This is a genomic window from Thalassococcus sp. S3, from assembly GCF_004216475.1.
Classification (GTDB): Bacteria; Pseudomonadota; Alphaproteobacteria; order Rhodobacterales; family Rhodobacteraceae.
This window is the reverse complement of record NZ_CP022303.1, coordinates 614,913-640,453: the sequence shown is the minus strand read 5'-3', so window position 1 is coordinate 640,453 and position 25,541 is coordinate 614,913. Positions and strand designations below refer to the sequence as shown.

Below are 25,541 nucleotides of genomic sequence, written 5' to 3'. Positions count from 1 at the left end.
ATGAACAATGCTAAGATGTGGCTTGTCGTCCCCCCGGCAGTGGGCGTTCCGCTTTTTCTGGGTGCCGTTGCCGTTGGCTCGTTCTCGGTGCATGTGGCCGTTCTGAGCAACACCTCATGGGTTTCGGACTTCCTGTCCGGCGTGCCATTGGGGTCCGGTGACGCGGAAGAGGCGGCGATGCTCAAGCAAGAGGACGCCGCGACCTCGAAAGCATCCTATGTGCTTCCAGCACCGGATGGCGGGCAGCAGGTGTTGGTCATCCTGCCGGATGGAACGACACGGGCTGCGGTTCTTCAACCACCCGAGGTCACAGCGGCGGGCTTTGCGTCACCGCCGAACGTTCTGAAAAACTAGGCGCGGCGCAACACGCACGTTTGCGTCCCAATACGCTTTGATCTGCGGGCCAGCGGCCTGCAGATCCTATTCGGATTTTCTTGCAGCGAGCAGCCGATGTTCGATTACCGCGCCTTTGCCTTGCGAAAGCTGGCCTCGATCGGGCCGCGTTATCTGCCCTTTGCGGATGTCGCAACGGATGATGTGCCGCTGTCGCGCCTGCTGCGCCTTTCCCTGTTTCAGATCACTGTCGGTATGGCAATCGTCCTGCTGGTCGGGACGCTGAACCGCGTCATGATCGTGGAACTCGGCGTGCCCGCGACCCTTGTTGCCGTCATGCTTGCATTGCCACTGGTGTTTGCGCCGTTTCGCACGCTGATCGGCCACAAATCCGACGTTCACGTCTCGGCCCTGGGCTGGCGCCGGGTTCCCTTCATCTGGAAAGGAACGCTCTATCAATTTGGCGGCTTTGCCGTCATGCCGTTTTCGCTGCTTGTCCTTTCGGGATACGGAGAAGCCGTGGACGCCCCCCGCTGGATCGGACTAAGTTCCGCAGCCATCGCCTTCCTGCTTGTCGGAGCGGGCGTCCATATGGTGCAGACCGTCGGATTGGCCCTTGCGACAGACCTTGTCGAAGACGAAGACCAGCCCAAGGTCGTGGGCCTGATGTACGTAATGCTTCTTGTCGGCATGGTCGTCAGCGCGCTCGTTTTTGGCACCTTGCTTGAGAACTACACGCCGGGGCGCCTGATCCAGGTGATCCAAGGTGCCGCGGTCGTGACAGTCGCCCTCAATTTACTTGCAATGTGGAAGCAGGAGGCGCGCGACCGCGTCCGCGCCCAGCAAATGGCGAAGGCCGAACAACCGCCCTTTCGCGACGCCCTTGCAAAACTGGTGCGATTGCCTGGCAAGAAGAGGCTTTTAATCGTTATTGCCCTTGGCACATTCGGTTTCGGTGCAGCCGACGTATTGCTGGAGCCATATGGGGGTGAGGTGCTTGGGCTTTCCGTGGCCGACACGACAAAGCTGACCGCGCTTTTGGCTGGCGGCACGCTGATCGGCTTTGCGATCGCCTCCCGGGTGCTTGGCCGGGGCGGATCGCCGACACGGCTTGGCCTTCTGGGAGCGTTCATCGGTATACCCGGATTTGGGGCGATTATTCTGTCGTCCCTGGGTGGTGGATCGGTGGCGTTTCTGTGCGGCACGGTGATGACCGGCCTGGGTGCCGGTCTGTTTGGCCACGCGACGCTGACGGCCACGATGCGATCAGCCCCCCGCGCACAGATTGGCCTGGCCCTTGGCACCTGGGGGGCCGTTCAGGCGACAGCGGCTGGTGTGGGCGTGGCCCTTGCCGGGATCGTGCGCGATGTGATCCATGGGGCTACGCTGAGCGGTACGATCCCCGCTCATGCGCCCTACAACGCGGTTTTCTTGATCGAGATTGTTTTCCTGTTGCTGGCCTGCGCTATATTTCTTCCCATGGCGTTCAACGCACGTCGTGCATCAAGCAGGGAAACCGAGACAGCAAAGAGGTCCAGATCGGATCGTCATTCCAACCCGGCGGAGGCATCATGACAAAGGTCATTACGCGATATTTCGAAACCGAAACCCGGGCATACGAGGTCGAGAGGGAGCTTCTGTCCAAGCGGTTTCCGCGAAACATCCTGCGTGTCTATACTCAAGTCGAAGGTCTTGCCGACACGCTGACCGATGCAAATGTCACACCCGAAACGGCCGAAGCATATGCATGGCGTGTCGCGTCGGGCGGTGCCGTGGTCATGGTCAGGGCGGGCATCAAGCCGCTGGGCGTGGCAAAAACGGCCAGAGAGGTCATGGCCGAGATGGGCGCCGCCGATCTCGGAAACCTGACGGAGGAAGTCTTCGTCAAGGACGACCCGACAAGCAGAACCAGCGTTCTGAGCGATCACCCCCTATTCCTGACACGTGTGAAAGACCCGTCCAGAACAAACTTCTACATGGCCGATTGGCCGATCCCCCTGATCAGCCGGCGCAAGCCCAATACGGACTCCCTGATACCGCGTCACGCGCGGATGGCGAATTGGCCAATTCCGCTGATCGCGCGGATCAAACCGCGCGATGAATTTGCGTTCCCCCGACATGCGCGGATGGCCGACATCCTGCTGCCTCTGACTATTCGACGGGAACCGTCCGACAATTTCGTCTTTCCCCGCCACGCGCGCATGGCAAACTGGCCAATCCCGCTGATCAGCAAGCGCAAGCCGTATACCGGCTCGCTGATCGGGCGTCACACGCGGATGGCAAACTGGCCGTTTCCACATCTGATCAACGGCAAGACCGGTTCGAACTCTCTGATGCCCGGCGGGCCGCGCATGGCGGCTTTCCCGCTCGATCTTCTGAGCGATCGCAAGCCGTCAGACAAATTTGCGTTTCCCCGCCACGCCCGCATGGCGGACCTGATCCTGCCGCTGATCAGCCGACGCAAACCGTTCACGGGCTCGATATTCCCCAAGCATGCCAGGATGGCAGATATTCTGCTGCCGTTGGTTCTGAAGCCGAAACCGTCATCCAAAGACGATAACCGCCCCTGGTTCTCAAGAATGCTGGGCCTGCCGACGCTTGTTCGGCGCTGACCCACAAGGGATGCCAGCCTTCTCTGTTCCACATACGCCATGAAGGGCGTTAAGAAGGGTTAGATCCTGTCAGGTTGTCTGGCCGATGCGGAGTTGGGCGGGCAGTTCAACGATCTGCCCATTTGAAGCCCCTTCAGAGTGCATCAACCATTTCGCCGCAGCTTTCCCGATGTCAAATCGCGGTGTGACGGTCGTTGTGATGAGTTTCGGCAGCGCGGACAGAAACCCAAGTCCGTTGAAACCCGCAAGCGCCACCTGGTCGGGCAGAGAAATGCCTTCAGCCAGGCAATGCATCAGCCCGCCAGCCGCCAAATCGTCATTTGCGTAGTAGATCGCCTGAACCGCACGTTCATGACGCAGCAGCCGCGCTGTCGCGATGCGTCCAGCTTCCATCGAGGAGGCACCCTCCGAGGTCTCCGTGGCGACGATCTGCGCGCCCGCCTCCCGTACGATCCGGGCAAAGGCTTCCATGCGCTTTGTCGCCCTCAGATCAAGTCCACCCTGGCTACCCACATAGGCAAAGGTTCTGTAGCCGCGTTCAATCAGATGCTTGGCCATGTCTTCGCCTGCCTTGATATGGGAAAACCCAAAGCAGGCCGAGATCGGATCCCCGTCGGTATCCATGATTTCAGCAACGCGCACGCCCGTCTGCATGACGATTTTGCGCAGCGCTTCGGTGTGCTCAAGACCCGCGAGAATCAAGCCCCGCGGGCGCCAGGACAGCAAGTCGAAGACCAGGTCCTCCTCGGCCTCCAGCGAATACTCCGACACCCCGAAAACCGGTCTCAGACCACTCTCGTCCAGGGTTGTGTTGATGCCTGACAAAACCTCGGTAAAGACCCGGTTCTGCATCGTGGGCACGACAACACCGACGATCGGATTGTCGTATGTTGCGTTTCCCCCCGCGAGCCTGTTGTGCACGTATCCGATCTCGCGCGCGGCGCCAACAACCTGTTTTCTCACATCTTTCGAGATATAGCCCGCGCCACGCATTACCCGTGACACGGTCATCTGGCTGACCCCCGCAACACGGGCGACGTCGTGCATCGTCGGCTGTGGTTTGTCAGAGTTTGAAGAGCGCCGTTTGACCATCCAGGGGGCATCTTTCGATTCATTGCTTGACGTATGTTTACGTAAACATCTACGTTGACCGCAATGTGTTTACGTAAACACATGTGGCACAGGAAGACGCATCTTTATGCAGGCGGGCCACCGCCAAGGGAGGACATATGAAAAAACTGCTTTTAAGCTCGGCCATCGCGATGGCCAGTGCCGGAGTTGCATTTGCCGATACCTATCGGCCTGAATGCTTTGCCCCGGCGCCGGGGACATCGACAAAGTCGTATGATGCAAAGGAAGGGCCCTACAAGCTTGCCTTTGTGAACGGATTTGCCGGGAATGACTGGCGTATTCAGGCCATCCAGTCCGCCAAGGCCTGGGCCGCCCGGCCCGACAACGCGGACAAGATCGACGAATTCACGGTCGTGTCCGTCGGCAACGACAGCGCCGCGCAGATCGCGGCCATCGATAACTTCATCGCCGCGGGCTACGACGCGATCACGTTCATCGCCGTCAACCCCACCGCGTTTGAACCGGTCATCCGGCGGGCAGAGCGCGCGGGCACGATCCTTGTGCCATTCGACAACGTTCTGGACACGGACAAGGTCGTTCAGGTCAATGAAAGCCAGAAAGACCTTGGGGCCCTCAAAGCGCAGACCGTGATGGACATTCTTGGTGGAGAAGCCGAGAAAATCCTGATGGTCAATGGCCTGCCCGGCAACGCCACCGACCGTGACCGCCGCCTTGGAATGATGAGCGTACTGGAACAGGTCGACGGACTTGAGATTGTCGAGGTTGTTGGCAATTGGGACACCGGCACCAGCCAGAAGGTCGTCGCCGACGCGCTGGCCACCCACGGCACGTTTGACGCGGTCGTGTCGCAGCACGGTTCTGCGGGGTCGATCAATGCGATGCAAGCCGCCGGGCACCCGATCGTTCCGATGGGCGTGGATGGCGAAAACGGCGTGCGCATGCTGATGGACGAGCTTGAGATCCCGGGTGTGTCCGCCAGCCAGGCGCCCGCGATGTCCGCAATAGCGCTGGAGGCAGCGGTCGCCCTTCTGGAAGGCAACACGCTGCCGCAAACGATCTTCCTGCCGATCCCGCAGGTGAAGGCCGAAGACCTCGAGGCCGGTGTGAATTACTTCCCGGATCTGCCGAAATCCTTCAACACCGGCACCGGGTTTGTAGAATGTTTCGAGCCGTTCTCGCCGGAAGAGCTGTTGGGTCAGTCCCCCGATAACACCTGAGCAGCGCAGCGAAACGTTGCGATGGCGCGACAGCACGGGCGCGCCATCGCATCCGATAGAATGACCGATATGTCAGACACAGGCCCCCCGCTTCTGGAGATGCGAAACATCTCCAAACATTTTGGCGCGACCAAAGCCCTCGATGGTGTTGATTTCGTCTGCAACGCCGGAGAAGTGCATGCCGTCCTTGGGGAAAACGGCGCAGGAAAATCCACCCTGATGAAGCTCATCGCGGGCGTGCTGCAGCCCACGCAAGGGCAGTTGCGCGTCGATGGGCAAGACGTGTTTCTGAACACACCCCGCGATGCATTGCGCCACGGCTTGGTATGCATGTTTCAAGAGCTGTCGCTGGTTCCCGATCTGACCGTGAGGGAGAACTTGCTGCTGGGCGCGCGAGGGGCCGGCATCGGATGGCTGCGCGGCACCGGGATGGACGACGCACAAACCGTATTGAACCGCATTGGCGGTGAGCTGATCAAAATGGGCACACGCGTGGCCGATCTGACCCTGCCGCAGCGCCAACAGGTTGAAATCGCCAAAGCGATCATGAAAAAGCCGCGCCTTCTCATCCTCGACGAAGCAACCTCGGCGCTGAGTGCATCTGTGGTTGAACGCGTATTCGACCTTGTCCGCGAGGAGCGGGACGGCGGCACGGCCGTATTGTTCATCTCGCACCGCTTTCACGAGATCGAAGCGCTCGCCGACCGGGTGTCGGTCTTCCGCAACGGGCAGAGGGTCGAGACCTTCCTTAAGGGAGAGCACGACTATTCCGAGATCATCAACATGATGGTCGGCCAAAAGATCGAAGAGCTGTTTCCGCAAAAACAGAACACCCAAGGCGATGCCGAGATTGTCCTGGACGTTCGAAACTTCAGCTGGGACGGGCGTGTGAAAGACGTCAGCCTTTCGGTACGACGCGGCGAGATCGTCGGACTGGGCGGGCTTGATGGTCAGGGCCAAAGCGCATTTCTGATGGGCCTTTTCGGTCTGTTGAGAAAAACAGAAGGCGCCACGATAGTTTCCGGTGAGCCGCGTGAGATCAAAAGCCCCAAGGCCGCCAAGCATCGGGAGGTCGCATTGGCCTACATCCCGGAAGATCGCAAGACCGAAGGGCTGATCCTTGATCAGAGCATTCAGGAAAACCTTGAACTGGCCGCCCTTGGCCGCGCGGATCTCGACGCAGGTGACGCGTCCCTCTATTCCGGCTCGCTTGAACAACTGGCCTTGAAACACGGCGGCCTCGACTTGCCCGTTTCATCGCTGTCCGGTGGTAATCAGCAAAAGGTGGTTTTGGCAAAATGGCTGGCGCTCGCACCGCGTTGCCTTCTTTTGTCCGATCCCACGCGCGGCATCGACGTCAAGACCAAGACGCAAATCTACGCCATTCTGCGGCAACTGGCCGATCAGGGTACGGCGATCCTGCTGCTTAGCACGGATTATGAAGAGCTGATCCAGCTTTGTGACGAAACCCATGTCTTCTTTGACGGTGAGATCGTCGCATCGCTCAAGGACCAGGACCTGACACCGCAGAACATCATCGCCGCAACCCTGAACGTGTCGACCGGGGCGGGAGCGGCCCATGCTTGATTACATGCGCGCGAACCGCCGCGAAGTCATCGCGGGCGTCGTACTGATCGCGCTTTTGGCGACCTATCTAGGCACGCATCCGCGCGGGGCGTCGACCTATGTAATGACGATCTGGGCCAACCAGTGCCTGATCCTTGGTCTGGCCGCCTGCGCCCAGTTCTTTGCCGTCGTGGTCCGGGGGATCGACCTGTCGGTCGGCGCCGTGATGGCGCTGACGAACTGTATCGCCTCTTATCTCCTCGACGGGTCTGCAGCCGGGATCGCGTTTGGCATGGTTGCGGTTGTGGCCGCGGGGGCGCTTTGCGGGCTCCTGAACGGGATCGTCATTGTTTATGGGCGTATCCAACCCATCGTTGTGACGCTGGCCACCGCCTCGATCTTCATCGGCGTTGCTCTCTTGCTCCGTCCCACTCCGGGCGGGGCGGTCAACTATGACTTGGCCGATGCGATGACATTGGATGTATTGGGCGTCCCAACTGCACTGGTCATCACTGGGGTTGCAGTGCTCGGGTTCTGGCTGCCGTTCCGGCGCACCGGGCTGGGTCTTGGCCTTTATGCGCTTGGATCGTCTGAACAGGCGGCCTTTCAGTCGGGGATCGATACGAAACTCATACGTCTGGCCGCCTTCACGCTTGCCGGACTATTCGGAGGTCTGGCCGGTCTCTTCTACAGTTTCGTGACCACCACGGGCGATGCTGGCATTGCCGCTGGTTTCACGCTCAACTCCATCGCGGCGGTGGTTTTGGGCGGTGTCCTGTTGCGTGGTGGGGTCGGATCGCTCGTCGGTGCGTTGGCGGGCGCTTTCATTCTGAAGACGATTGCATCTTTGATGTTCTTCTCCGGCATCCCTTCCCTGGCACAACCGCTTTTCGAAGGGATGATCCTGGCGGCGGCCATCGCCATTGGCGGCGCCGATGTGCTGCGCGCCCGCAACAAGCTGGAGGTCTACTCCTGATGCTGCGCACCGTCTCACTCGACAGCCTCATGCCTTATTTCGGCGTGGTCATTCTGGTCATCGCCGGCAGCTTCTTCTTCCCGCAGGTGCTGAGCGTCGGCTATCTGACCCAGCAGCTTCAGATCGCGGCCTTTCTGGGCCTGCTTGCCACCGGGGCGACCATTGTCATCCTTCTGGGACATATCGACCTTTCCGTGCCCTGGGTTCTGACGGGCGCCGCAATACTGTCCACGGCGCTGGTGGGCAGCGGCAACCCGGTTCTGGCTGCCGTGGCCGTCCCCGCGGCGCTTGCCTTTGGCGCGCTGATCGGTGCGATCAACGCAATTGGCGTCGCGCTCCTCCGTATTCCGTCGATGGTCTGGACGTTGGCCGTGAATTCCATGCTTTTGGGCCTGGCCGTTCTCAATACCGGAGGGTTCAATCCCAAGGGCGAGTCGAGCGCATTGATGGTCACGATGGCGTCCGGCGATCTGCTGGGCCTGCCAGTCAGTTTCCTGATCTGGATCGCGATTTCCCTGGCGCTGGCCTACTTCCTGACTAAGACACCGTTCGGGCGCTACCTGCGCTCCATCGGCTTCAATGAAAAGGCCACGTTCCTGTCCGGCGTCTCCACACCATCGGTCCTGTTCGTCGCCTTCGCGATCGCGGGCATGTGTTCGGCCCTTGGTGGCGTGATGCTGGCCGGGTATGCCAATCAGGCCTACCAAAGCATGGGCGACCCGTTCCTGCTGCCGACAATCGCGGCAGTGGTGATCGGTGGCACGTCGATCCTTGGTGGACGTGGCGGGCTTTTCGGAACCATCGGGGGTGCGCTGTTCATCACATTGCTGACGTCGATCCTGTCCGTCATGCAGATCGAAGATGCGTGGCGCAACATCATCTTCGGGGTCATCATCCTTGCGATGCTCCTTTTTCAAACCCTTCGGAAAGGTGCCCTGGCATGACCGAACCGTGCTTCATCACCGTGGATCCAAGGTTCGATGCCTTCGTCGACACCACCCGGCCCCCGGAACAGATCGCCGAGGGATTTATCTGGACCGAGGGCCCGGTGTGGCTGGAGGATCATCTGTTTTTCAACGACATCCCCAACAAGCGGATGATGTGCTGGAGCGAGACAGCAGGATTGCAGGTCGCGCTGTCAAACAGCGAGTTTGCCAATGGCAACACGCTCGACCTGAAGGGCAAAATGGTGTCCTGCGAACACGGGGGGCGTCGTGTGATCCGACGACGCGACCCCATGAAGCCTGACGCGGTCGAGGTCATCGCCGAGCAATATGATGGCAAGCGACTGAATTCACCCAATGACGTCGTTGTCCGCTCGGACGGGTCGGTGTGGTTCACGGATCCGCCCTATGGGATCAATTCGGATATCGAAGGCTATCCGGCTGAAAGCGAATTGGGCGGCTGCTATGTTTTTTGCGCCGACACAAATGGAACCCTTCACGCGGTTGCAACCGATTTTGACAAGCCCAACGGCCTGGCCTTTTCGCCTGACGAACAACGTCTCTACGTCGCCGATTCCGGCGCGATCCGGGGGGCGAGTTTTCCAGGCATAGACTACGATTTGCCTCATCACATCCGCATCTTCGATGTAGACGGCATGTCGCTGACCAATCCCCGCGTTTTCGCGGTGATCGCGCCCGGCGTGCCGGATGGCTTCCGCGTGGACCACGAAGGGTTCGTCTGGACATCCGCGCTGGACGGCATCCACTGTCTGTCACCCGAAGGGGCGTTGATCGGAAAGATCTGGCTGCCCCAGCAAACGTCGAATATCTGCTTCGGAGGCAAAGCGGGCCAGACAATGTTCATTACCTCCTCCGACAAGGTCTATCGGGTGGAGAGCGGGCGGCGCGACGCGTCCCATATCCTCAGAGAACGCGAAAGGATCCTGTCATGAGCTTGAACGTCGCTATCTTCGGTCTGGGCTCCATGGGGTATGGCATGGCGCAGTCCTGCCTACGGGCCGGGATGAACGTATACGGGTTCGACGTCGTCTCTGATCCGGTGTCACGCCTTGTTGCAGAGGGCGGGATGGCAGGATCGGTCACCGATGTGGCGCCAAGGCTCGACGCTGTCGTTGTGGTGGTTCTGAATGCCGCGCAGGTTGAAAACGTTCTCTTCGGTGAGGATGGCGTGGCAGAAAGGCTGCAGGCCGGATCGGTGGTGATGGCCTGTGCCACCGTTCCGCCAGACTTTGCCAAGGACATGGAGCACCGTTGCGCTGCCGAAGGTGTTCATTACCTCGACGCCCCGATTTCCGGGGGGTCGGCCAAGGCCGCTCTGGGCAAGCTCGGGATCATGGCATCGGGAACGAAGGACGCCTTTGCAGCCGCAGAGCCGGTTCTAGACGCCACCGCCGAGACAGTGTTCCACCTTGGTGACAAGGCGGGGGCCGGGTCGGCGATGAAGGCGGTGAACCAGCTGCTCGCGGGCGTGCATATCGCAACCATGGCCGAGGCGCTCACCTTCGGCATGACACAGGGCATCAGCCCGGAGACATTTGTCGACGTCATCACCAAATGCGCGGGCAATTCGTGGATGCTGGAGAACCGCGCGCCTCATGTCGTGGCGGGGGATTACACCCCGCACAGCCAGGTGAACATTTGGCCAAAGGATCTGGGCATCGTGCTGGAAACGGCCCGGACGGCTGGCTTTCATGCCCCGATCGCTGAGACAGCGCTCGCGCAATATATGCGCGCTGTCGAGATGGGGCTTGGCCATGAAGACGATGCAGCCGTCACCAAGGTCTATGCAAAGAATGCGGGGTTAACCCTCCCGGACAGCCAGTCCTAAAATCGGGCCGTGGCGGCGCCGCTTTCACCGTCCTCTGCGCCGGGTTCGTGACAATGGCAAAGCACGAAAAAGGCTCTGTTCAGTGGATCCGTCCGCTTGGCCAGACCTGACGGCCGCATGGCTGAGCGCTCAAATGGCGACCCTTTAGAGCGACACAGTCCTCTGATCACTGGCTGGAAAGCGCCGATCCGAATGTCCCGAGACACTTCGCAGCGCCTTTACCAAACCTTAAGGTGCGCGCATGACAAAAAGCACCCAAAGCCTCGCCGACCGCTACCTTGCGTTCGCCCAACGCGAAGCGCATGGCATCTCCCCAACTTATGAGGCCTACGCGATCTCCGCGGCTGGAAACCCGGACCTCCTCAACCGGCTTCTGGATTTGCCCGAGGGCAAACAACAGCCAAACCTGTTATTCGCGGCAACACGACATTCCGTGGGCCTGCCGGATGCGGGTTTTGACTTTGCCTTGCATGCCTTGGGGAGATGGGACGAGATCAAACCTGTCATCCTCTCACGCTCAACCCAGACGAACGAACCCGGACGCTGTGCTTGTCTTCTTCCGGCACTTGCGCAGTTTAAGGCCCCTTTGGCCATCATCGAGGTGGGCGCGGCCGCGGGTCTTTGTCTGTTTCCGGATCGCTATGGCTACGATTTCGGGCGTGTCCGGCTGGACCCCTCGGAGAAAGCCGCCCCCGTATTCCCCTGTAAAGCGTCCGACCGAACCCCGATCCCAGCAGCCCATCCCAAGATCGTCTGGCGTGCCGGCCTCGATCTCAATCCGCTGGACGTGCAAAGCGACGAGGACATGCAATGGCTTAGGACGCTGATCTGGCCAGAACATGCAGAACGCCAGTCCCGGTTGGAGGCCGCAATCGGGGTCGCCAGACGCGATCCCCCTCGGATCGTGACAGGCGATCTTCTGGAACAGACCGAAGCATTAGCCGCTCAGGCGCCAAAAGACGCCCGTCTGGTGATCTTTCATACCGCCGTTCTGAACTACGTCGCACCACGGATCCGAAAACAATTTGCCGAACTTGTCCAAGATCTTGAAGCGGAGTGGCTGGCCAATGAGGGCGCGCGTATCCTGCCTGACCTCGTGTCTGACATGGGCTTAGACGACCGACCGGGCGCCTTTGTTCTCTCTCACAATGGTCGTGCAATTGCCCGCACTGGTCCGCACGGGCAATTTATCGATTGGCTCTAGCCCAAACGCAGGCGTATCGGCTGATCAAGCTCCATGGCTTGGCGTCAGCCACCGAAGTCGTCGAGCATGATATCCTCTCGGTCAACGCCAAGCTCCACAAGCATGTTGATGCATGAGGAGTTCATGATCGGCGGACCACACATGTAGTATTCACAATCCTCCGGCGCGGGATGATCCTTGAGATACTCGTCATAAAGCACATTGTGGATGAAGCCGGTGTAGCCATCCCAATCGTCCTCTGGCAACGCATCGGAAAGGGCGACATGCCAGGTGAAGTTCGGGAATTCCTTCGCAAGCTCGTCGAAATCCTCGACAAAGAACATCTCTTTCTTTGACCTCGCCCCGTACCAGAAGGTGATTTTCCGGTCGCGGTTCTTGAGCCGCTTGAGCTGGTCGAAGATATGGCTGCGCATCGGCGCCATGCCCGCGCCCCCGCCGATAAACACCATCTCCTTCTGGGTGTCGCGCGCGAAGAATTCGCCGAACGGACCAGAGATCGTGACCTTGTCACCGGGCTTGAGGTTGAAGATGTAGGACGACATTTGCCCCGGCGGCAGATCTGTTCCCGGAGGCGGGGAGGCCACCCGCACGTTGAGCATGATCAGCCCTTTTTCATCCGGGTAGTTGGCCATCGAATAGGCACGTTCGATCGGTTCGGCTACGGCGGACTTGTATTGCCACAGATCGAATTTGTCCCAATCTTCGCGGTATTCGTCCTGAACGTCGAAATCGGTATAGTTCAATTGGTGCGCCGGCGCTTCGATCTGGATGTATCCGCCCGCGCGGAAATTCACGTCCTCGCCCTCCGGCAGCTCCAACACCAGGTTCTTGATGAACGTGGCCACGTTCTCGTTCGAACGGACGGTGCACTCCCACTTTTTGACGCCGAACACCTCTTCGGGGACTTCGACTTCCATGTCCTGCTTGACCGCCACCTGACAGGACAGACGGTCACCGCAGGATGCCTCGCGTTTTGTGATATGGCTTTCTTCGGTCGGCAGGATCGACCCGCCGCCCGAATGAATACGCACACGACACTGCGCGCAGGTTCCGCCACCGCCGCAGGCAGACGGAACAAACAGCTTTTGCTCCGCCAGGGTCTGGAGCAGTTTGCCGCCCGCCGGGACAGAGATTGTTTTCTCACCATTGATGGTGATGTTTACGTTCCCGCTTGAAACAAGCCTGGAGCGCGCGGCAAGGATGACCGTGACCAATGTGAGGACGATCAGCGTAAAGAGAAGAATTCCAAGACCGAAGGTCGCCATAGCAATCGCCCCTTACAGTTTAACGCCGGAGAAGGACATGAAGGCCATCGCCATCAACCCCGCGGTGATGAAGGTGATGCCCAGCCCTTGCAGACCATCGGGAATGTCGGAATATTTCAGCTTTTCGCGCACGCCTGCCATCGCCGTGATAGCCAGCGCCCAACCAAAGCCAGAGGACACACCGTAGGTGACGCTTTCGCCGAAATCATACCCACGCTCCACCATGAAGAGCGATCCGCCGAGGATCGCGCAGTTCACGGTGATGAGTGGCAGGAAAACACCCAAAGCATTGTAAAGCGGCGGGAAGTACTTATCGAGCACCATTTCCAGGATCTGCACCAGGGCCGCGATCACACCGATATAGGAAATCAGGCCCAGAAAGGTCAGATCGACCTCGGAAAAACCGGCCCAGGCCAGCGCGCCGGGCGCCAGCAGATAGTTGAGGATCAGGTTGTTTGCCGGAACCGTGATCGACTGCACGATCATGACCGAAATCCCAAGACCGATCGCGGTCGAGATCTTCTTGGACACGGCGATGAATGTGCACATGCCCAGAAAGAAGGACAAAGCGAGGTTTTCGACAAAGATCGCCTTAACGGCGAGGGCGAGATAAGCTTCCATCAGTGCTCCTCCACCGTTTGAATTTTGTATTCCCGCTCTTCCACCTGAGCCGGTTTCCACGAGCGGAAAGCCCAGATGATCAGACCGATGATGAAGAAGGCCGAGGGCGGCAGCAGCAACATGCCGTTCGGCACATACCAGCCGCCGTTGTTGACGGTCTCAAGCACGGTGATGCCAAAAAGACTGCCCGAGCCAAAGAGCTCACGGATGAAACCGACCAGCATCAGGATCAGACCATAGCCCAGCCCGTTGCCGACACCGTCGATGAAGCTGTCCAGCGGCGGGTTCTTCATCGCGAACGCTTCGGCCCGGCCCATCACGATGCAGTTGGTGATGATCAGGCCCACAAAGACCGACAGGGTTTTCGAGATCTCATAGGCATAGGCCTTGAGGATCTGGTCCACCAGGATCACCAGCGAAGCGATGATCACCATCTGCACGATAATCCGGATTGAACTGGGGATATGGTTGCGGATCATCGAGATGAACATGGACGAAAAGCCCGTCACAAGGGTCACCGCGACGGTCATCACAAAGGCGACCTGCAACGAAGAGGTCACCGCAAGAGCTGAACAGATGCCCAGAACCTGCAAGGTGATGGGGTTGTTGTCGACCAAGGGGTCGACCAGCATTTCTCTGCGCTTCTGGGCCATTAGACGCCTCCCGCTTTGAGATTTTCAAGGAACGGCGCATAGCCCGCTTCCCCCATCCAGAACCTGATCAGGTTATCGACACCGACCGAGGTCAAGGTCGCGCCCGCAAGCGCGTCGATATGATATTCATCGCCTGCCGGAGGCGCCGTCTTGGCCACGGTGATCTGCAGCTCGCCGTCGTCATCGCGCAGCCGCGCACCGGACCACTGCGAGCGCCACCGGGGGTTATCAACCTCGGCGCCCAGACCGGGGGTCTCGGCATGCTCGTAAAACTGCAGGCCATAGATATCGTTGCCGTTCTCTTCGAGGGCGATGAAGCCGTAGAGCGTCGACCACAAGCCGTATCCGTGAATGGGCAGGATCACCTTGTCCACCGCACCAGCATCGTCGCGCAGCAGATAAACCGTGACATAATCCGCCTGCCGTCCGATGCCCGCGGGGTCCTCTTCCAACGCGCGCGATGTGGCCGGGTCGTCGGCCGCTTCACGATCGTCAAAGGTCGCGGGATCAAATGCGTCGGTAAACTCGCCAGTCGCCAGTTCAAGCACCTGAGGCTCGAACACCGAGAACGCTTGGGGGACATCGACCTCCGGGTCGTAGATGCCGGCCACCTGCAGGATGTTTATCTGCTTGTCCTTAAGAGCGTTGACAGACTGTGCCGGTCGCAGCGCGACAGCGGCCGCCGATACCACCATGGACGCCACCAGACATACCGACACAGCGACGAAAATTGTCTTGGGCACAGAGTCGGGAGACATGGCCAGAAACCGGCCGATCAGCCCCTTTTGTTCAGTATTGTCGTTCTGCTCAGACATATCGCTTTGTCCTTCGCTTGATGTTCGCCTGCACGACAAAGTGGTCAATCAGCGGCGCGAACACGTTACCGAATAGAATTGCGAGCATCATACCTTCCGGGAAGGCCGGGTTAATGACACGGATCATGACGACCATGACACCGATCAGCGCACCATAGATGTAGCGCCCCGTATTGGTATGGGCGCCGGAGACAGGCTCGGTGACCATGAATACCAAGCCAAAAGCATACCCACCCAGAACCAGATGCCAATACCATGGCATTGCAAACATGGGGTTTGTATCGGAGCCGATCCAGTTGAGCAGCAACGAGAAGACGATCATGCCGCCAAGACAGCCGACCACCATCCGGTAATTGGCGATCTTTGTCGCAAGCAGGAACACGAGGCCCAGGAGCGCCGCAAGGGTCGATGTCTCCCCGATTGAGCCGGGAACCAAGCCTATGAAACTGTCCCACCACGTCATGCCGCGGGCTGCGAGTTCCTGAAAGCCATCCGAGGCGGAGACCGCCAGCGCCGTGGCGCCCGTGAACCCATCGACCGGGACCCAAACGCTGTCGCCCGAAAGTTGCGCAGGATAAGCGAAATAGAGAAACGCGCGGCCGGTCAGCGCCGGGTTCAGGAAGTTCTTGCCAGTTCCGCCGAACACTTCTTTGCCGATCACCACCCCGAAGATGATGCCCAAAGCCACCTGCCACAACGGCGTCGTTGCCGGCAAGATCAGCGTGTAAAGCATGGATGTGACAAGGAAGCCTTCATTCACCTCATGCTTGCGCACGGTGGCAAAGATCACTTCGAAGATGCCGCCAGCAACCAATGTGGTGATGTAGATGGGCAGGAAGTAAAGCAGCCCATGCAGCATGTTTGCCAGCGGGTTGGCGGGATTAAATCCGATACCCGCCGTCTCGATGATCCATGCACGCCAGCCGGAGGAACCGTATTCCGCAATGGCGAGGTTTGTCTGGTAGCCGGTGTTGTAGAGGGCCATCAGAATGCAGGGCACCGTCGCCAAGACCACATAGGTCATGATCCGCTTCATATCGATGTAGGAGCGGGCATGAGGTGCGACTTTGGTGACCGTCTTGGGGGTGTAGAGAAAACTCTCCACCATCTCATAGATGGGAAAGTACCGTTCCCACTTCCCGCCCTTTTCGAAATGCGGCTCGACCCGGTCAAAGAAATTGCGAAGGCCCATGTGTTACCCTTCTTTTTCGATCTTGGTCAGACAATCGCGCAGTGCGAGACCATACTCATACTTTGCCGGACAGGCGAAGCCGACCAGACCGAGGTCTTCTTCGTCAAGTTCCAACGCTCCGAGAAGCTGTGCCTGATCGGTATCCATCACCAACAAAGCCCGCAACAGCTGCGTCGGCAGAAAGTCCTGCGGCATAAGTTCCTCGAACGTGCCCAGCGGCACCATGGCGCGCCGACCGCCGTTGAGATTTGACGTCAACGGAAACTCCCGTCTGGCCAGCGCGGATCCAAGCACGGGTTGCACCGCGTATTTCGACACCATTGGGCGGATCCATCCCATGGGGATCTGCTTCTTGTCCTCCTCGATCAGCGTGATCTGGCGTGCGTAGCGTCCCAAATAGGCGTCCGCCCCGTCCCCGGCGCGACCGCTGAGCACGGAGCCAGAGATCATTCTGACCGGAATGTCCGGCAGATCGGCCTCGCAAATCTCCACCAGCGAAGCGCCGGAGATGGTCCTGAGAAGGCGCGGATCATGGCAAGCGGGACCGCCCAGCGAGACAATACGCCGCGCATCGTAAACACCGGTCAGCATCAGGCGGCCGATGGCGATCACGTCCTGATAGCCGATGGTCCAGACAAACTGGTCCGCCTGCGGCGGCGTCAGAAAGTGCATATGCGTGCCAGCCAAGCCGGCTGGATGCGGGCCTGAAAAGGCCACCGGTTCGATGCTTTGAAGGTCCTGCCCCGGCAGCGGCTCCCCCGGTGCATGGCAAAGGTATGTCGGTCCTTCGGTCAGCGGCGCGATGGTTTCCAGGCCCTTCGCGAAGGCCTCGGGCTCATCGGCGATTGCAATGCGGGGGTCGGCGGCCAAAGGTTCTGTGTCGAGGGCGGTCACGTAGATGGCAATCGGCGTACTGTCCGGTTGCGGTATCTTGGAATAAGGTCGCGTTCGAAACGACGTCCAAAGGCCCGCAGCGCACAAACGTTCGACAATCCCCTCGCGAGAGGTCGCGTCGCCAACCTCCGAAAAATCAAGAGCTTGCCCCGCGCTTTCGTCGACATCGATCACAATGCTGACCAGCTTGCGCCGCGCGCCGCGGTTGATCGCACGTACCTTGCCCGCGACCGGAGCCACGATCTGCACCTCCGGCATTCTCTTATCGGACAGGATCGGTGTACCGGCGACGACCATATCCCCCTCGGCGACCGCGATTCGAGGTTTCAGATCGATATAGTCATCACCGACGATACCGACCGAAGTCACTGGTTTGGCCTCGCTGATCTCTGCTCGCGGCGCGCCCGAAATCGGCAGGTTTAAACCTCTGCGCAACTTGATTTGCGTCAACCTTGCAATCCTCAATTATTTAGTGATCCGCTGGCGACCTGTGGGTGGCTAACCCGGCACGCGGAAAAGTTACGGCGTCCTGCTAGAGGTTTTTTACAGATTTGACCATAATGAGGTTGAAGAAACAAAAAAATAAGCTAAGCCAGCACAAAAATGTGACGGAAAGGTCCTCAATTGAGCACTGCCACACGTATATCCCGCCGCGCACTTATAGCAATGACACTGGCCTTGGCCGCCTGCAAAAATCGCAGGCAAGTCATTGAAATCGCAGGGTTCTCGATGGGCACGACATATAACGTCGTTGTCGTGGACCATGACGGTGAATTCGAGAAAGCACCGCTTCAATCCGCGATCGACACCGCCCTTGCCGAACTGAACGGCAAGTTGTCGAACTGGGACAGCGCATCGGAGATCGCGCGCTTTAATGTCGCGCCTCGCCAGGCATCTGTGACGATGTCGCGCGAATTGTCGCATGTCATGCAGGCAGCCGACCACGTTCACCGCGCAAGTGATGGCCGTTTCGACACCACAATCGGCCCATTGATCGAGCTTTGGGGGTTCGGAGCGCCGGGCGCCAAGGCCCTGCCCTCTCCTGACGCTGTCGCGCGGGCCACCGAAATGTCCGGCCACGCCAACACGCTGGCGCTGGGATCCGGCACGATGGCCAAACGTCAATCACAGGCCCAAGTATACCTCGCCGGTATCGGCAAAGGCTATGGCGCGGATTATATCGGACAGGTCCTCGAAACATTCGGCATCAAGGACTATATGGTGGAAATCGGTGGTGATCTTTATGCCGCCGGTCGCAACCCGGACGGATTGCCATGGCAGATCGGGATCGAAGCACCAAACCCGGCCGATCGCGGCGTCATGGGCGTCATGGGCGTTGTGGGTGTGTCCGGGCTGGGTCTGGCAACCTCCGGCGACTACCGGAACTATTTCGAAGTGGACGGTCAGCGCTTTTCGCACCTGATCGATCCGAAAACCGGTTATCCGGTCATGCACAAAACCGCGTCCGCGACCGTGATGGCCGAAGATGCGATGCTGGCTGACGCCTGGTCGACAGCAATGCTGATCCTGGGGCGCGAAGAAGGCCTTGAAGTTGCTTCAAGGAACAACATCGCCGTTCAGTTCGTTGAACAGAGCGCCAGCGCGGGGCAGCCTGCATTCAGGACCTACGCCAGCCAAAGGTTTGAGGCGCTCACCACCTAAACCGCACCTGTCGAGGTAACGCATATGGAAACCTTCGTACTGGCCTTTGTCTTCCTTCTTCTGATCACCCTTGGCATGTCAGTGGGCGTGATCTTCATGAACAAGCGGATCAAGGGCAGTTGCGGAGGTTTGAACGCAATCGCTGACGCGGATCATTGCCTTGTGTGCAAGAAGGAAATTGACCCGAATTCCCCGCTTAAGGAACGTCTGCAATGCCCCCGCGCGCGCAAGATGATGGAGCGTGCCGGTCAGGGTGACGCTGCCTAGCCCGGAATTTCGATCGGGACAAAACCCAAAACCAGCAGGCCCGCTGCCGCAATCACTCCGAATATCCAGTATTGATAGCTTGGGCCTTTTGCCTTCCAGACGCGTCTGTAGCGATGCCCGGCCAGACAGGTGACGCAGAAAATCAACGTTGCGGCAAGCGGACTTAGAACCAGATCGCCAAGACCCATGGCAGTTCCCTTTTTTGGAATGAACGCGAGCGTTCAAACCCGGTATCGGCAAGTCAATTTCGGTTTGTCCGCGCCGCGTCAAGTCACATTCGCAAAAGCATCAGCCAAGGCGGCGACCCGCAAGCACCACGGTGACGCCCGATCCGCATCAAAGGTCCATGTTCCCGCTCTCCCAGCCCGCCCTGCTTTCTCACGTTGGGAAAAGGCTACTTCTCGCTTCGGTTCGGCGATGGCGTGGCGTCGGCGGAAGTCAGCGCAAGGCGCGACGTGAGCGCAGGGGCTCGGCCTCCACTGCCTCCCTCTGAACGAATTTAAGGTGCCCGATCGCGCCCGCGAAAATCTGGTGCTTTCCTGATTTCTCCAGATAATCCGACACACGCAAAAGATTGATGGGGTGCTTGACGATCAGTGCCTTGATCGCGGTGACAGCTTCATCAACCGGGTAGTGATCAATGAACTGGCAAGCTGTCTGAGTGGGCGTGAGGATGTAATAGTCCTGCGGTCTGCGCGGCGTGTCGCGTGTCGCATCAAAAGGCGACGCGCCCAGCGCGCGAAACTTGGGCATATACATCCTGACATCCAGTGCCGCGTTCTCCAGCACCCCGCCTGAGACTTGCTGGAACCCCAAGGGCACAAGTTTGGCGATCACCCGCCGCCGCATCGGTCCCGACAACATGTCCATATCCGCACGATCGTACCGCAGATCGTCGAAGACTGAGATCAGTCTCAGTCTCTCATCGGCGAGGCACAGATAAGGGTCGCGGTCCAGAACACGCAGTTGGACGTGCAGGGTGACGCCATCCCCCTCGGCATGCCCGATCTTGGCATCCGAGCCGTCGCTGACCCGGCTGCCGTGGAAAAAATGAGAAATCGTTTTGAGCATCTTAATCAGCCTCTTTGCCGACCGAATGGCTCAGATAGCCCGGGCCGGCCGTCAGGCCACGGGAATCAGCCAATCGGACTCACAGCAACGCTGAAGCCGTCATACCGGCGTTATGCGCCCTATCACCATCGAATCAACACGTCCTGAACTGGCAGAAACCGCGTGTCGGTCTATGTCTTGCAACGAAAGAAAATGACCCTCGCTGCGGAGCAAGAAATGTTGCAGGACAAGACGTCGGACCTTGTTGCTGAAAAGCGGAAAAAGCTTCTGGAACGCCTGATCACAGAGGTTGGCCGGGGCGGGTATGACCTTTATTACGCCTCCACCAGCCAGGTCGCGACTTATCTGCTCGACTATGCGAGCAACAGGGCCCAACTAAACGCGGATGAACGCGCCCTTCTTGATGGGCTGGACCAGCGCGACATCGGAATGATCCTGAGCATGAAGGCCTAGGCTGGATCCTGCTGTTCCAGCGCCGTTTGATCCGGTAAATCGAGCGGTCGCAGGTCCAACCCCTTCCCCTCCCGCTTCATGGTGCTCGCGTAGCGCCTTACCGAATAGACACTCCACAACGGGCATGACGAAGACCGGGCAGATTATCCAATGGTGGCAGCCAGCGTCATGCTGCGGGTTGAAACAGATCCTTGAACTCTTCCCGCAGGATGTTTTTCTGCACCTTACCCATGGTGTTTCGCGGCAGTTCAGGCAAAACGACGAGCTTTTGCGGTTGTTTGAAACGCGCCAGTGACCTGCCAAGCCGGTCCTTGATCGCATCAAGGTCGAGTTCGGCGCCGTCTTCGGCGACCAGAATACCTACAACGGTTTCCCCAAAGTCAGGGTGCGGCACGCCGACGACAGCACTTTCCAGAACGCCGTCCTCCTGATCCAGCAGCAATTCGATTTCCTTGGGATAGATATTGTAGCCGCCCGAGATGATCAGATCCTTGTTGCGGCCCACGATGTGAAGATAGCCGTCCTCGTCCACTCGCCCCAGGTCGCCGGTGATGAAGAACCCGTTCTCTCGCAGCTCCTCAGCCGTTTTCTCTGGCATCTGCCAATAGCCCTTGAACACGTTCGGGCCGCGCACTTCGATCTGGCCGATCTCTCCTTGGGCCAGTTCATTTCCTGTGCCGCTATCGGTAATCCGCACTTCGACTCCCGGCAGCGGAAAACCGACAGTGCCCGCCCGCCGCTCCCCGTCATAGGGGTTCGATGTGTTCATATTGGTTTCGGTCATCCCATAGCGTTCCAGGATCCGGTGACCGGTGCGCTTTTCGAATTGTATATGCGTTTCCGCCAGAAGCGGCGCCGAGCCGGAAACGAAGAGGCGCATGTGCTGCGCCATTTGCCGGGTAAAACGCTCGTCAGCCAAAAGGCGTGTGTAGAACGTGGGTACGCCCATCATTGCGGTCGCATGCGGCATCAGGGAGAGCATGTCGTCGACGTTGAACTTCGGCATGAACAGCAACCTGCCACCGGCAAGCAGGGTGATATTGGTCGCAACGAATAGCCCGTGCGTGTGAAAGATCGGCAATGCGTGAAGAAGAGCGTCCTGAGCCGTGAACTGCCATTCGGACATCAGCGTTTCGGAATTGGACAGCAGGTTGCCCTGGGTCAACATGGCGCCCTTGGATCGCCCCGTGGTTCCCGAAGTGTAAAGAAAGGCAGCGAGGTCATCGTCGGAACGGTCCACGGTTGCAAAGTCAGCTGGCAGGCCTGCCGCTGCGGAGGCAAAACTCCCTCCCCCGTCCGCGCTCATCGTTTGCAGCCCCGCACCGCAGGCATCGGCAACGCCTTGCAGATCATTCACTGATGCGGGATCGCACACCAACAGTCGCGCACCGCTGTTCTCGACAAAATAGGACACCTCGTCGGCGGTATAGGCGGTGTTGAGGGGCAGAAAGACAACACCTGCCTGAACACAGGCAGTGTAAAGGGCCAAGGCTTGGGGCGATTTGGCGACCTGAGCAGCAACGCGATCGCCCGGCGCGATCTCAAGATGCGCAAGCAGATTGGCGAACCGACCAGCCGTTTCCAGAAAAGCGGCATGTGTTATCGTCGTGCCGTCCACCATTTGCAGGAATACGGTTGTCTTACCCGCATATCTACCAAAGAGCGTGTCGTAGAGAGGATTGGCCATATCAATCTCCTATGCATGCGCGGCGACGGAGGCGCTCAAAGTCTTGACGGCATCGGAGGCCGCGATGGACTTTTCTCCGACGAACTGCTCATGGTTTTGGGAGATCTGCGACAGGTCGTAAAGATAGTTTACCATCGCACCGTTCGATTGTTTGCGGCCATTGTCAGACGTGTCGGCCTCCGCGTGAACGGCGTGGATCTGCGCGCCGTTTCCCAGATGGAACCGGGCGACCGGATCATAGGGCATACCGTCGTGCCGTTTCGCTTCCATCAGGTAATGCGCGGCAAGCGCTTGGGTGTTGAATGCCTGCACCTCCAGCCCTGATTGGGACATCCACCGGTTCAGACCCGGGATTGGCGAAAGCGTGACGAAAGTCTCCAGGCCCTGCAACTCATGCGAAAGGTCGGCTACGACCTGTTTGATCAGCGAATTGCCAAAAGAAATGCCCGCCAGACCCGCCTGACAATTGGATATCGAATAAAAGACGGCCGTATCGGCTTCTTCCGCCGGATGGGCGACACGTTCGTCGGCCAGCAAGGCCTGAACCGAATTGGGAATGCCCTTGGTCAGGGCCACCTCAACAAAAATCAGCGGTTCATCCGCCATGGCAGGATGGAAAAAGCCGAAACACCGTCGGTCGTCCGGTTTCAGGCGGCGCCTCAAATCGTCCCAGCTGTCGATGGCATGGACAGCCTCGTACGCAATGATCTTTTCCAGGATGTCGGCCGGGCTTTCCCAGTTTATGGGCCGGAGTACCAGAAAACCTCGGTTGAACCATGATGCGAACAGATGTTTGAAATCGACATCCACCGGCTCAAGCTCGGGACGCGCCTTGAGCAGCTTCAACAAATCCTTTCGCATCGAGACGAGTTCACCGGTTGCCCCCGGAACCTGGTTGAGACGGCGCGCAAGCTCTTGCCGCTTGGGTTCGCACGCCGATGCAAAAGCGCTGTAGGTGGTTCGGTTCTTTTCGGCGCAATAGGCATGGATGGTGGATTGCACGTCATCGGGCACGATCTCAAGCTGGGTTGCGAGGTATTCGAAAAACCCGAGTTTCTCGTCCGGTGTCATGTTGGCGTACCGATCCAGAAGACTGCGCGCCAGGGTGACGCCCGACACATCCCCCTGACTGCTGAGCAGCGCGTCGCACAGCTCTGCTGTCGTCTGGTCGTCTGCCTTTTCCGATAACGCCTTGCGATAGCGCCGCTCGAAAACGGTCGAGAGGAGATCACCGAGATAGCTCATACCGCGGCCCCCATGACGGTGTTGGGCAACCAGGTGGCGAGACCGGGGAAGAAGCACAAAAGGATGATCGCGATCACCATGCAGGCCACAAATGGCAGTGACCCCTTTAGGATGGTCTTGAGAGAGATGTCCGGCGCGATGCCGTTGATGACATAGAGGTTCAGGCCGACGGGAGGTGAAATCAGACCGATCTCCATGTTGATCGTCAACACGACCGCGAACCAGATCGGGTCGAAACCGGCGGTGGTGATGATCGGCAACAGGATCGGCGCGGCCATGAGGATCACCGCCACGGGCGGCAGGAAGAACCCGGCGACCAACAGGAACAGCATCACAAAGGTCATCAGCACCCAGCGGTTCACGTCAAGTGTGCCGATCCATTCGGCAATCGACTGGGTGATGAACAGGCTCGACAGCATGTACGAGAAGACGCCCGCCGCGGCGATGATGAACATGATCATCACGCTCTCTTTCGTGCTGTCGCGCAGAACGAGCCACAGATCACCGGGGTTCCAGAGCTTGTAGATCACCATCGCGATGAGCAGGCAGAGCAGCGCGCCCACGGCAGCGGTCTCCGACGGCGTGGCGATACCGCCATACATGGCATAGAGCACACCAACGATGATTGCGAGGAAGGGCAGAACGCGGGGTAGAATTTCGATCTTCTGCTTCCAGGTATACGTGCCCGCGCTCAACAGCGCCTTGTCGCCGGAGCGCCAGGTCGAATAGAGCGACCAGATCATGAAGAGCCCGACGAGCATCAGTCCCGGGATCACACCGGCCAGAAAAAGACGACCGATCGAGGTTTCCGTGGCAATGCCGTAAACGATCATGGTGACCGAGGGCGGGATCAGGATGCCAAGCGTTCCGCCCGCTGCAATGGACCCGGCTGCAACCCCATCGGGATAGCCGCGTTTGCGCATCTCGGGGATACCCATCTTGCCGATGGCGGCGCAGGTGGCGGGGCTTGAGCCGGACATCGCCGCAAAAAGAGCACAAGCACCCAGATTGGAAACGACCAACCCGCCCGGCACCCGCGTGAGCCAGCGCTCAAGCGCCTCGTAAAGATCGGCGCCCGCCCGCGTCGACGCGATGGACGCGCCCATGATGATGAACATCGGGATCGACAGCAGCGCGAAATTGTCGAGCTTGCCGAACAGAATTTCCGGGATCAGCTCCAGAGAGCGCAGCCCGTCGAAGATCAGTAGAAACCCCGTAGAGACAATGAGCAGGCCCAGCGCGACGGAGACGCCGGAGAACAAAACCAAAATCGTCGCCACGGCGACAATGCCGCCCAGAAGGATCGGATCCATCAGGTGTCCTCCAGCCCGAAGGGCGCATCGATCTTGAGAAGGACAGCGACCAGATCCGCGATCAGCTGCAGCAGAAAGAGCCCAAAGCCCACCGGGATCGAGAGATATGGAATCCACAGGCGGACACCCCAGACGGTGTCGGATTTCCAGTTCCGCTCATAGGCAAGATGCCAATGCCCATAACCATAAAACAAGATCACGGCGACAATCGCGATAGAGAGCGACATGGTCACGAGGTACATGTAATAGCGCGCCCCGCGTGACAGCGAGAGCGGGATCAGGTCCACATTCACATGACCCCGCAGCCGCTGCACATAAGGCAGACCAACCAATGTGGCACCGATGGCCAGGTAAACAACGGCCTCCGTCTGCCAGACCGTCGACTGATTGAGCACGAAGCGCACAAAGATCATCTGGCAGGTGATGGCCACAGCCGCGACAATCATCGCCGCAGAACACCAGCCCGCCAGAGTGGAAAGGGCTGCGACACCACGGAGGAAAAGGTTGTTACCCGTGCGTGAGGTCACGACCGAGCTTTGGCCAGCCATGTCGGCTCTCCTTCAAAAAGTCACTGATTGATCCGGGCGACCGCCCTCAAGACAGGCGGTCA

The 25,541-nt window shown here is 59.1% G+C and carries 26 protein-coding genes; 13 read left to right on the top strand and 13 right to left on the bottom strand.

Going from position 1 to position 25,541, the window contains the following annotated elements; genetic code table 11:
- The 3 genes from CFI11_RS03360 (at position 1) to CFI11_RS03350 (ending at position 2,945) form a co-directional block, all read left to right on the top strand.
- Positions 1-354, top strand: coding sequence for a light-harvesting protein (locus CFI11_RS03360; protein ID WP_130403054.1), 354 nt, complete (start codon positions 1-3; stop codon positions 352-354).
- 96 nt (positions 355-450) lie between these two features.
- Positions 451-1,908 (top strand): PucC family protein, encoded by a 1,458-nt coding sequence (locus CFI11_RS03355; RefSeq protein ID WP_130403052.1) that lies wholly within the window; start codon positions 451-453, stop codon positions 1,906-1,908.
- Complete coding sequence (locus CFI11_RS03350; RefSeq protein WP_130403050.1) at positions 1,905-2,945, top strand: PucR family transcriptional regulator; 1,041 nt, start codon at positions 1,905-1,907, stop codon at positions 2,943-2,945. Before CFI11_RS03355 ends, CFI11_RS03350 begins: the two co-directional genes overlap by 4 nt.
- A gap of 69 nt (positions 2,946-3,014) precedes the next feature.
- Here the strand turns inward: CFI11_RS03350 and CFI11_RS03345 are convergent, their stop codons facing one another.
- The gene (locus CFI11_RS03345) at positions 3,015-3,992 is read right to left on the bottom strand and encodes a LacI family DNA-binding transcriptional regulator (RefSeq protein ID WP_165390180.1); all 978 of its coding nucleotides are present in this window, start codon (positions 3,990-3,992) and stop codon (positions 3,015-3,017) included.
- 182 nt (positions 3,993-4,174) lie between these two features.
- Between CFI11_RS03345 and CFI11_RS03340 the strand changes: the two genes are divergently transcribed.
- The 7 genes from CFI11_RS03340 (at position 4,175) to CFI11_RS03310 (ending at position 11,793) form a co-directional block, all read left to right on the top strand.
- Complete coding sequence (locus CFI11_RS03340) at positions 4,175-5,254, top strand: sugar ABC transporter substrate-binding protein (protein WP_130403046.1); 1,080 nt, start codon at positions 4,175-4,177, stop codon at positions 5,252-5,254.
- Positions 5,255-5,323: 69 nt separating this feature from the next.
- Positions 5,324-6,841: a sugar ABC transporter ATP-binding protein gene (locus CFI11_RS03335; protein WP_130409912.1), complete on the top strand. Its 1,518-nt coding sequence runs from the start codon at positions 5,324-5,326 to the stop codon at positions 6,839-6,841.
- Positions 6,834-7,796, top strand: a complete 963-nt coding sequence (locus tag CFI11_RS03330; protein WP_130403044.1) for an ABC transporter permease — start codon at positions 6,834-6,836, stop codon at positions 7,794-7,796. Before CFI11_RS03335 ends, CFI11_RS03330 begins: the two co-directional genes overlap by 8 nt.
- On the top strand, positions 7,796-8,740 hold the full coding sequence (locus CFI11_RS03325; RefSeq protein ID WP_130403042.1) for an ABC transporter permease: 945 nt from the start codon (positions 7,796-7,798) through the stop codon (positions 8,738-8,740). The genes CFI11_RS03330 and CFI11_RS03325 overlap by 1 nt, the downstream gene beginning before the upstream one ends.
- The gene (locus tag CFI11_RS03320) at positions 8,737-9,693 is read left to right on the top strand and encodes an SMP-30/gluconolactonase/LRE family protein (RefSeq protein ID WP_130403040.1); all 957 of its coding nucleotides are present in this window, start codon (positions 8,737-8,739) and stop codon (positions 9,691-9,693) included. The genes CFI11_RS03325 and CFI11_RS03320 overlap by 4 nt, the downstream gene beginning before the upstream one ends.
- Positions 9,690-10,589: an L-threonate dehydrogenase gene (gene ltnD, locus CFI11_RS03315; protein WP_130403038.1), complete on the top strand. Its 900-nt coding sequence runs from the start codon at positions 9,690-9,692 to the stop codon at positions 10,587-10,589. The genes CFI11_RS03320 and ltnD overlap by 4 nt, the downstream gene beginning before the upstream one ends.
- A gap of 241 nt (positions 10,590-10,830) precedes the next feature.
- Positions 10,831-11,793 carry a DUF2332 domain-containing protein gene (locus CFI11_RS03310; protein ID WP_130403036.1) on the top strand — a complete coding sequence of 321 codons (963 nt, stop codon included), beginning with the start codon at positions 10,831-10,833 and terminating at the stop codon, positions 11,791-11,793.
- A 44-nt stretch (positions 11,794-11,837) separates the two neighbouring features.
- Here the strand turns inward: CFI11_RS03310 and nqrF are convergent, their stop codons facing one another.
- From nqrF to CFI11_RS03280, 6 genes are read right to left on the bottom strand one after another with little or no spacing between them, the layout of a single operon-like run.
- Positions 11,838-13,058 carry an NADH:ubiquinone reductase (Na(+)-transporting) subunit F gene (gene nqrF / locus CFI11_RS03305; RefSeq protein WP_130403035.1) on the bottom strand — a complete coding sequence of 407 codons (1,221 nt, stop codon included), beginning with the start codon at positions 13,056-13,058 and terminating at the stop codon, positions 11,838-11,840.
- Between the two features lie 12 nt (positions 13,059-13,070).
- On the bottom strand, positions 13,071-13,679 hold the full coding sequence (gene nqrE / locus CFI11_RS03300) for an NADH:ubiquinone reductase (Na(+)-transporting) subunit E (protein ID WP_130403033.1): 609 nt from the start codon (positions 13,677-13,679) through the stop codon (positions 13,071-13,073).
- Positions 13,679-14,332 (bottom strand): NADH:ubiquinone reductase (Na(+)-transporting) subunit D, encoded by a 654-nt coding sequence (locus CFI11_RS03295; RefSeq protein ID WP_130403031.1) that lies wholly within the window; start codon positions 14,330-14,332, stop codon positions 13,679-13,681. Before CFI11_RS03295 ends, nqrE begins: the two co-directional genes overlap by 1 nt.
- Positions 14,332-15,147 carry a Na(+)-translocating NADH-quinone reductase subunit C gene (locus CFI11_RS03290; protein ID WP_130403029.1) on the bottom strand — a complete coding sequence of 272 codons (816 nt, stop codon included), beginning with the start codon at positions 15,145-15,147 and terminating at the stop codon, positions 14,332-14,334. Before CFI11_RS03290 ends, CFI11_RS03295 begins: the two co-directional genes overlap by 1 nt.
- On the bottom strand, positions 15,140-16,339 hold the full coding sequence (locus CFI11_RS03285) for an NADH:ubiquinone reductase (Na(+)-transporting) subunit B (protein ID WP_130403027.1): 1,200 nt from the start codon (positions 16,337-16,339) through the stop codon (positions 15,140-15,142). Before CFI11_RS03285 ends, CFI11_RS03290 begins: the two co-directional genes overlap by 8 nt.
- Positions 16,340-16,342: 3 nt before the next feature.
- Positions 16,343-17,683, bottom strand: coding sequence for a Na(+)-translocating NADH-quinone reductase subunit A (locus CFI11_RS03280; protein WP_130403025.1), 1,341 nt, complete (start codon positions 17,681-17,683; stop codon positions 16,343-16,345).
- A 216-nt stretch (positions 17,684-17,899) separates the two neighbouring features.
- Here CFI11_RS03280 and CFI11_RS03275 point away from each other — a divergent pair, with 216 nt between their 5' ends.
- Together CFI11_RS03275 and nqrM are read left to right on the top strand one after the other, a co-directional pair.
- Positions 17,900-18,895 carry an FAD:protein FMN transferase gene (locus CFI11_RS03275; RefSeq protein ID WP_130403023.1) on the top strand — a complete coding sequence of 332 codons (996 nt, stop codon included), beginning with the start codon at positions 17,900-17,902 and terminating at the stop codon, positions 18,893-18,895.
- Positions 18,896-18,919: 24 nt separating this feature from the next.
- A complete protein-coding gene (nqrM, locus tag CFI11_RS03270; protein WP_130403021.1) occupies positions 18,920-19,162 on the top strand; it encodes a (Na+)-NQR maturation NqrM in 243 nt (80 codons plus the stop codon).
- On the opposite strand, the gene CFI11_RS03265 is transcribed toward nqrM, so the two are convergent.
- Both CFI11_RS03265 and CFI11_RS03260 read right to left on the bottom strand, forming a co-directional pair.
- Positions 19,159-19,350: a hypothetical protein gene (locus CFI11_RS03265; RefSeq protein WP_130403019.1), complete on the bottom strand. Its 192-nt coding sequence runs from the start codon at positions 19,348-19,350 to the stop codon at positions 19,159-19,161. The genes nqrM and CFI11_RS03265 overlap by 4 nt on opposite strands.
- Before the next feature lie 250 nt (positions 19,351-19,600).
- Positions 19,601-20,233: a hypothetical protein gene (locus CFI11_RS03260; protein ID WP_130403017.1), complete on the bottom strand. Its 633-nt coding sequence runs from the start codon at positions 20,231-20,233 to the stop codon at positions 19,601-19,603.
- 192 nt (positions 20,234-20,425) lie between these two features.
- Here CFI11_RS03260 and CFI11_RS03255 point away from each other — a divergent pair, with 192 nt between their 5' ends.
- Positions 20,426-20,686, top strand: coding sequence for a hypothetical protein (locus CFI11_RS03255; protein ID WP_254449008.1), 261 nt, complete (start codon positions 20,426-20,428; stop codon positions 20,684-20,686).
- 166 nt (positions 20,687-20,852) lie between these two features.
- On the opposite strand, the gene CFI11_RS03250 is transcribed toward CFI11_RS03255, so the two are convergent.
- From CFI11_RS03250 to CFI11_RS03235, 4 genes are read right to left on the bottom strand one after another with little or no spacing between them, the layout of a single operon-like run.
- The gene (locus tag CFI11_RS03250; protein ID WP_130403015.1) at positions 20,853-22,373 is read right to left on the bottom strand and encodes a malonyl-CoA synthase; all 1,521 of its coding nucleotides are present in this window, start codon (positions 22,371-22,373) and stop codon (positions 20,853-20,855) included.
- Positions 22,374-22,382: 9 nt separating this feature from the next.
- Entirely contained in the window at positions 22,383-23,618 is a 1,236-nt protein-coding gene (locus tag CFI11_RS03245) for a malonyl-CoA decarboxylase domain-containing protein (RefSeq protein WP_130403013.1), read from the bottom strand.
- Positions 23,615-24,931: a TRAP transporter large permease gene (locus CFI11_RS03240; RefSeq protein WP_130403011.1), complete on the bottom strand. Its 1,317-nt coding sequence runs from the start codon at positions 24,929-24,931 to the stop codon at positions 23,615-23,617. The genes CFI11_RS03245 and CFI11_RS03240 overlap by 4 nt, the downstream gene beginning before the upstream one ends.
- Entirely contained in the window at positions 24,931-25,479 is a 549-nt protein-coding gene (locus tag CFI11_RS03235; protein ID WP_130403009.1) for a TRAP transporter small permease, read from the bottom strand. Before CFI11_RS03235 ends, CFI11_RS03240 begins: the two co-directional genes overlap by 1 nt.
- Positions 25,480-25,541: the final 62 nt, after the last annotated feature.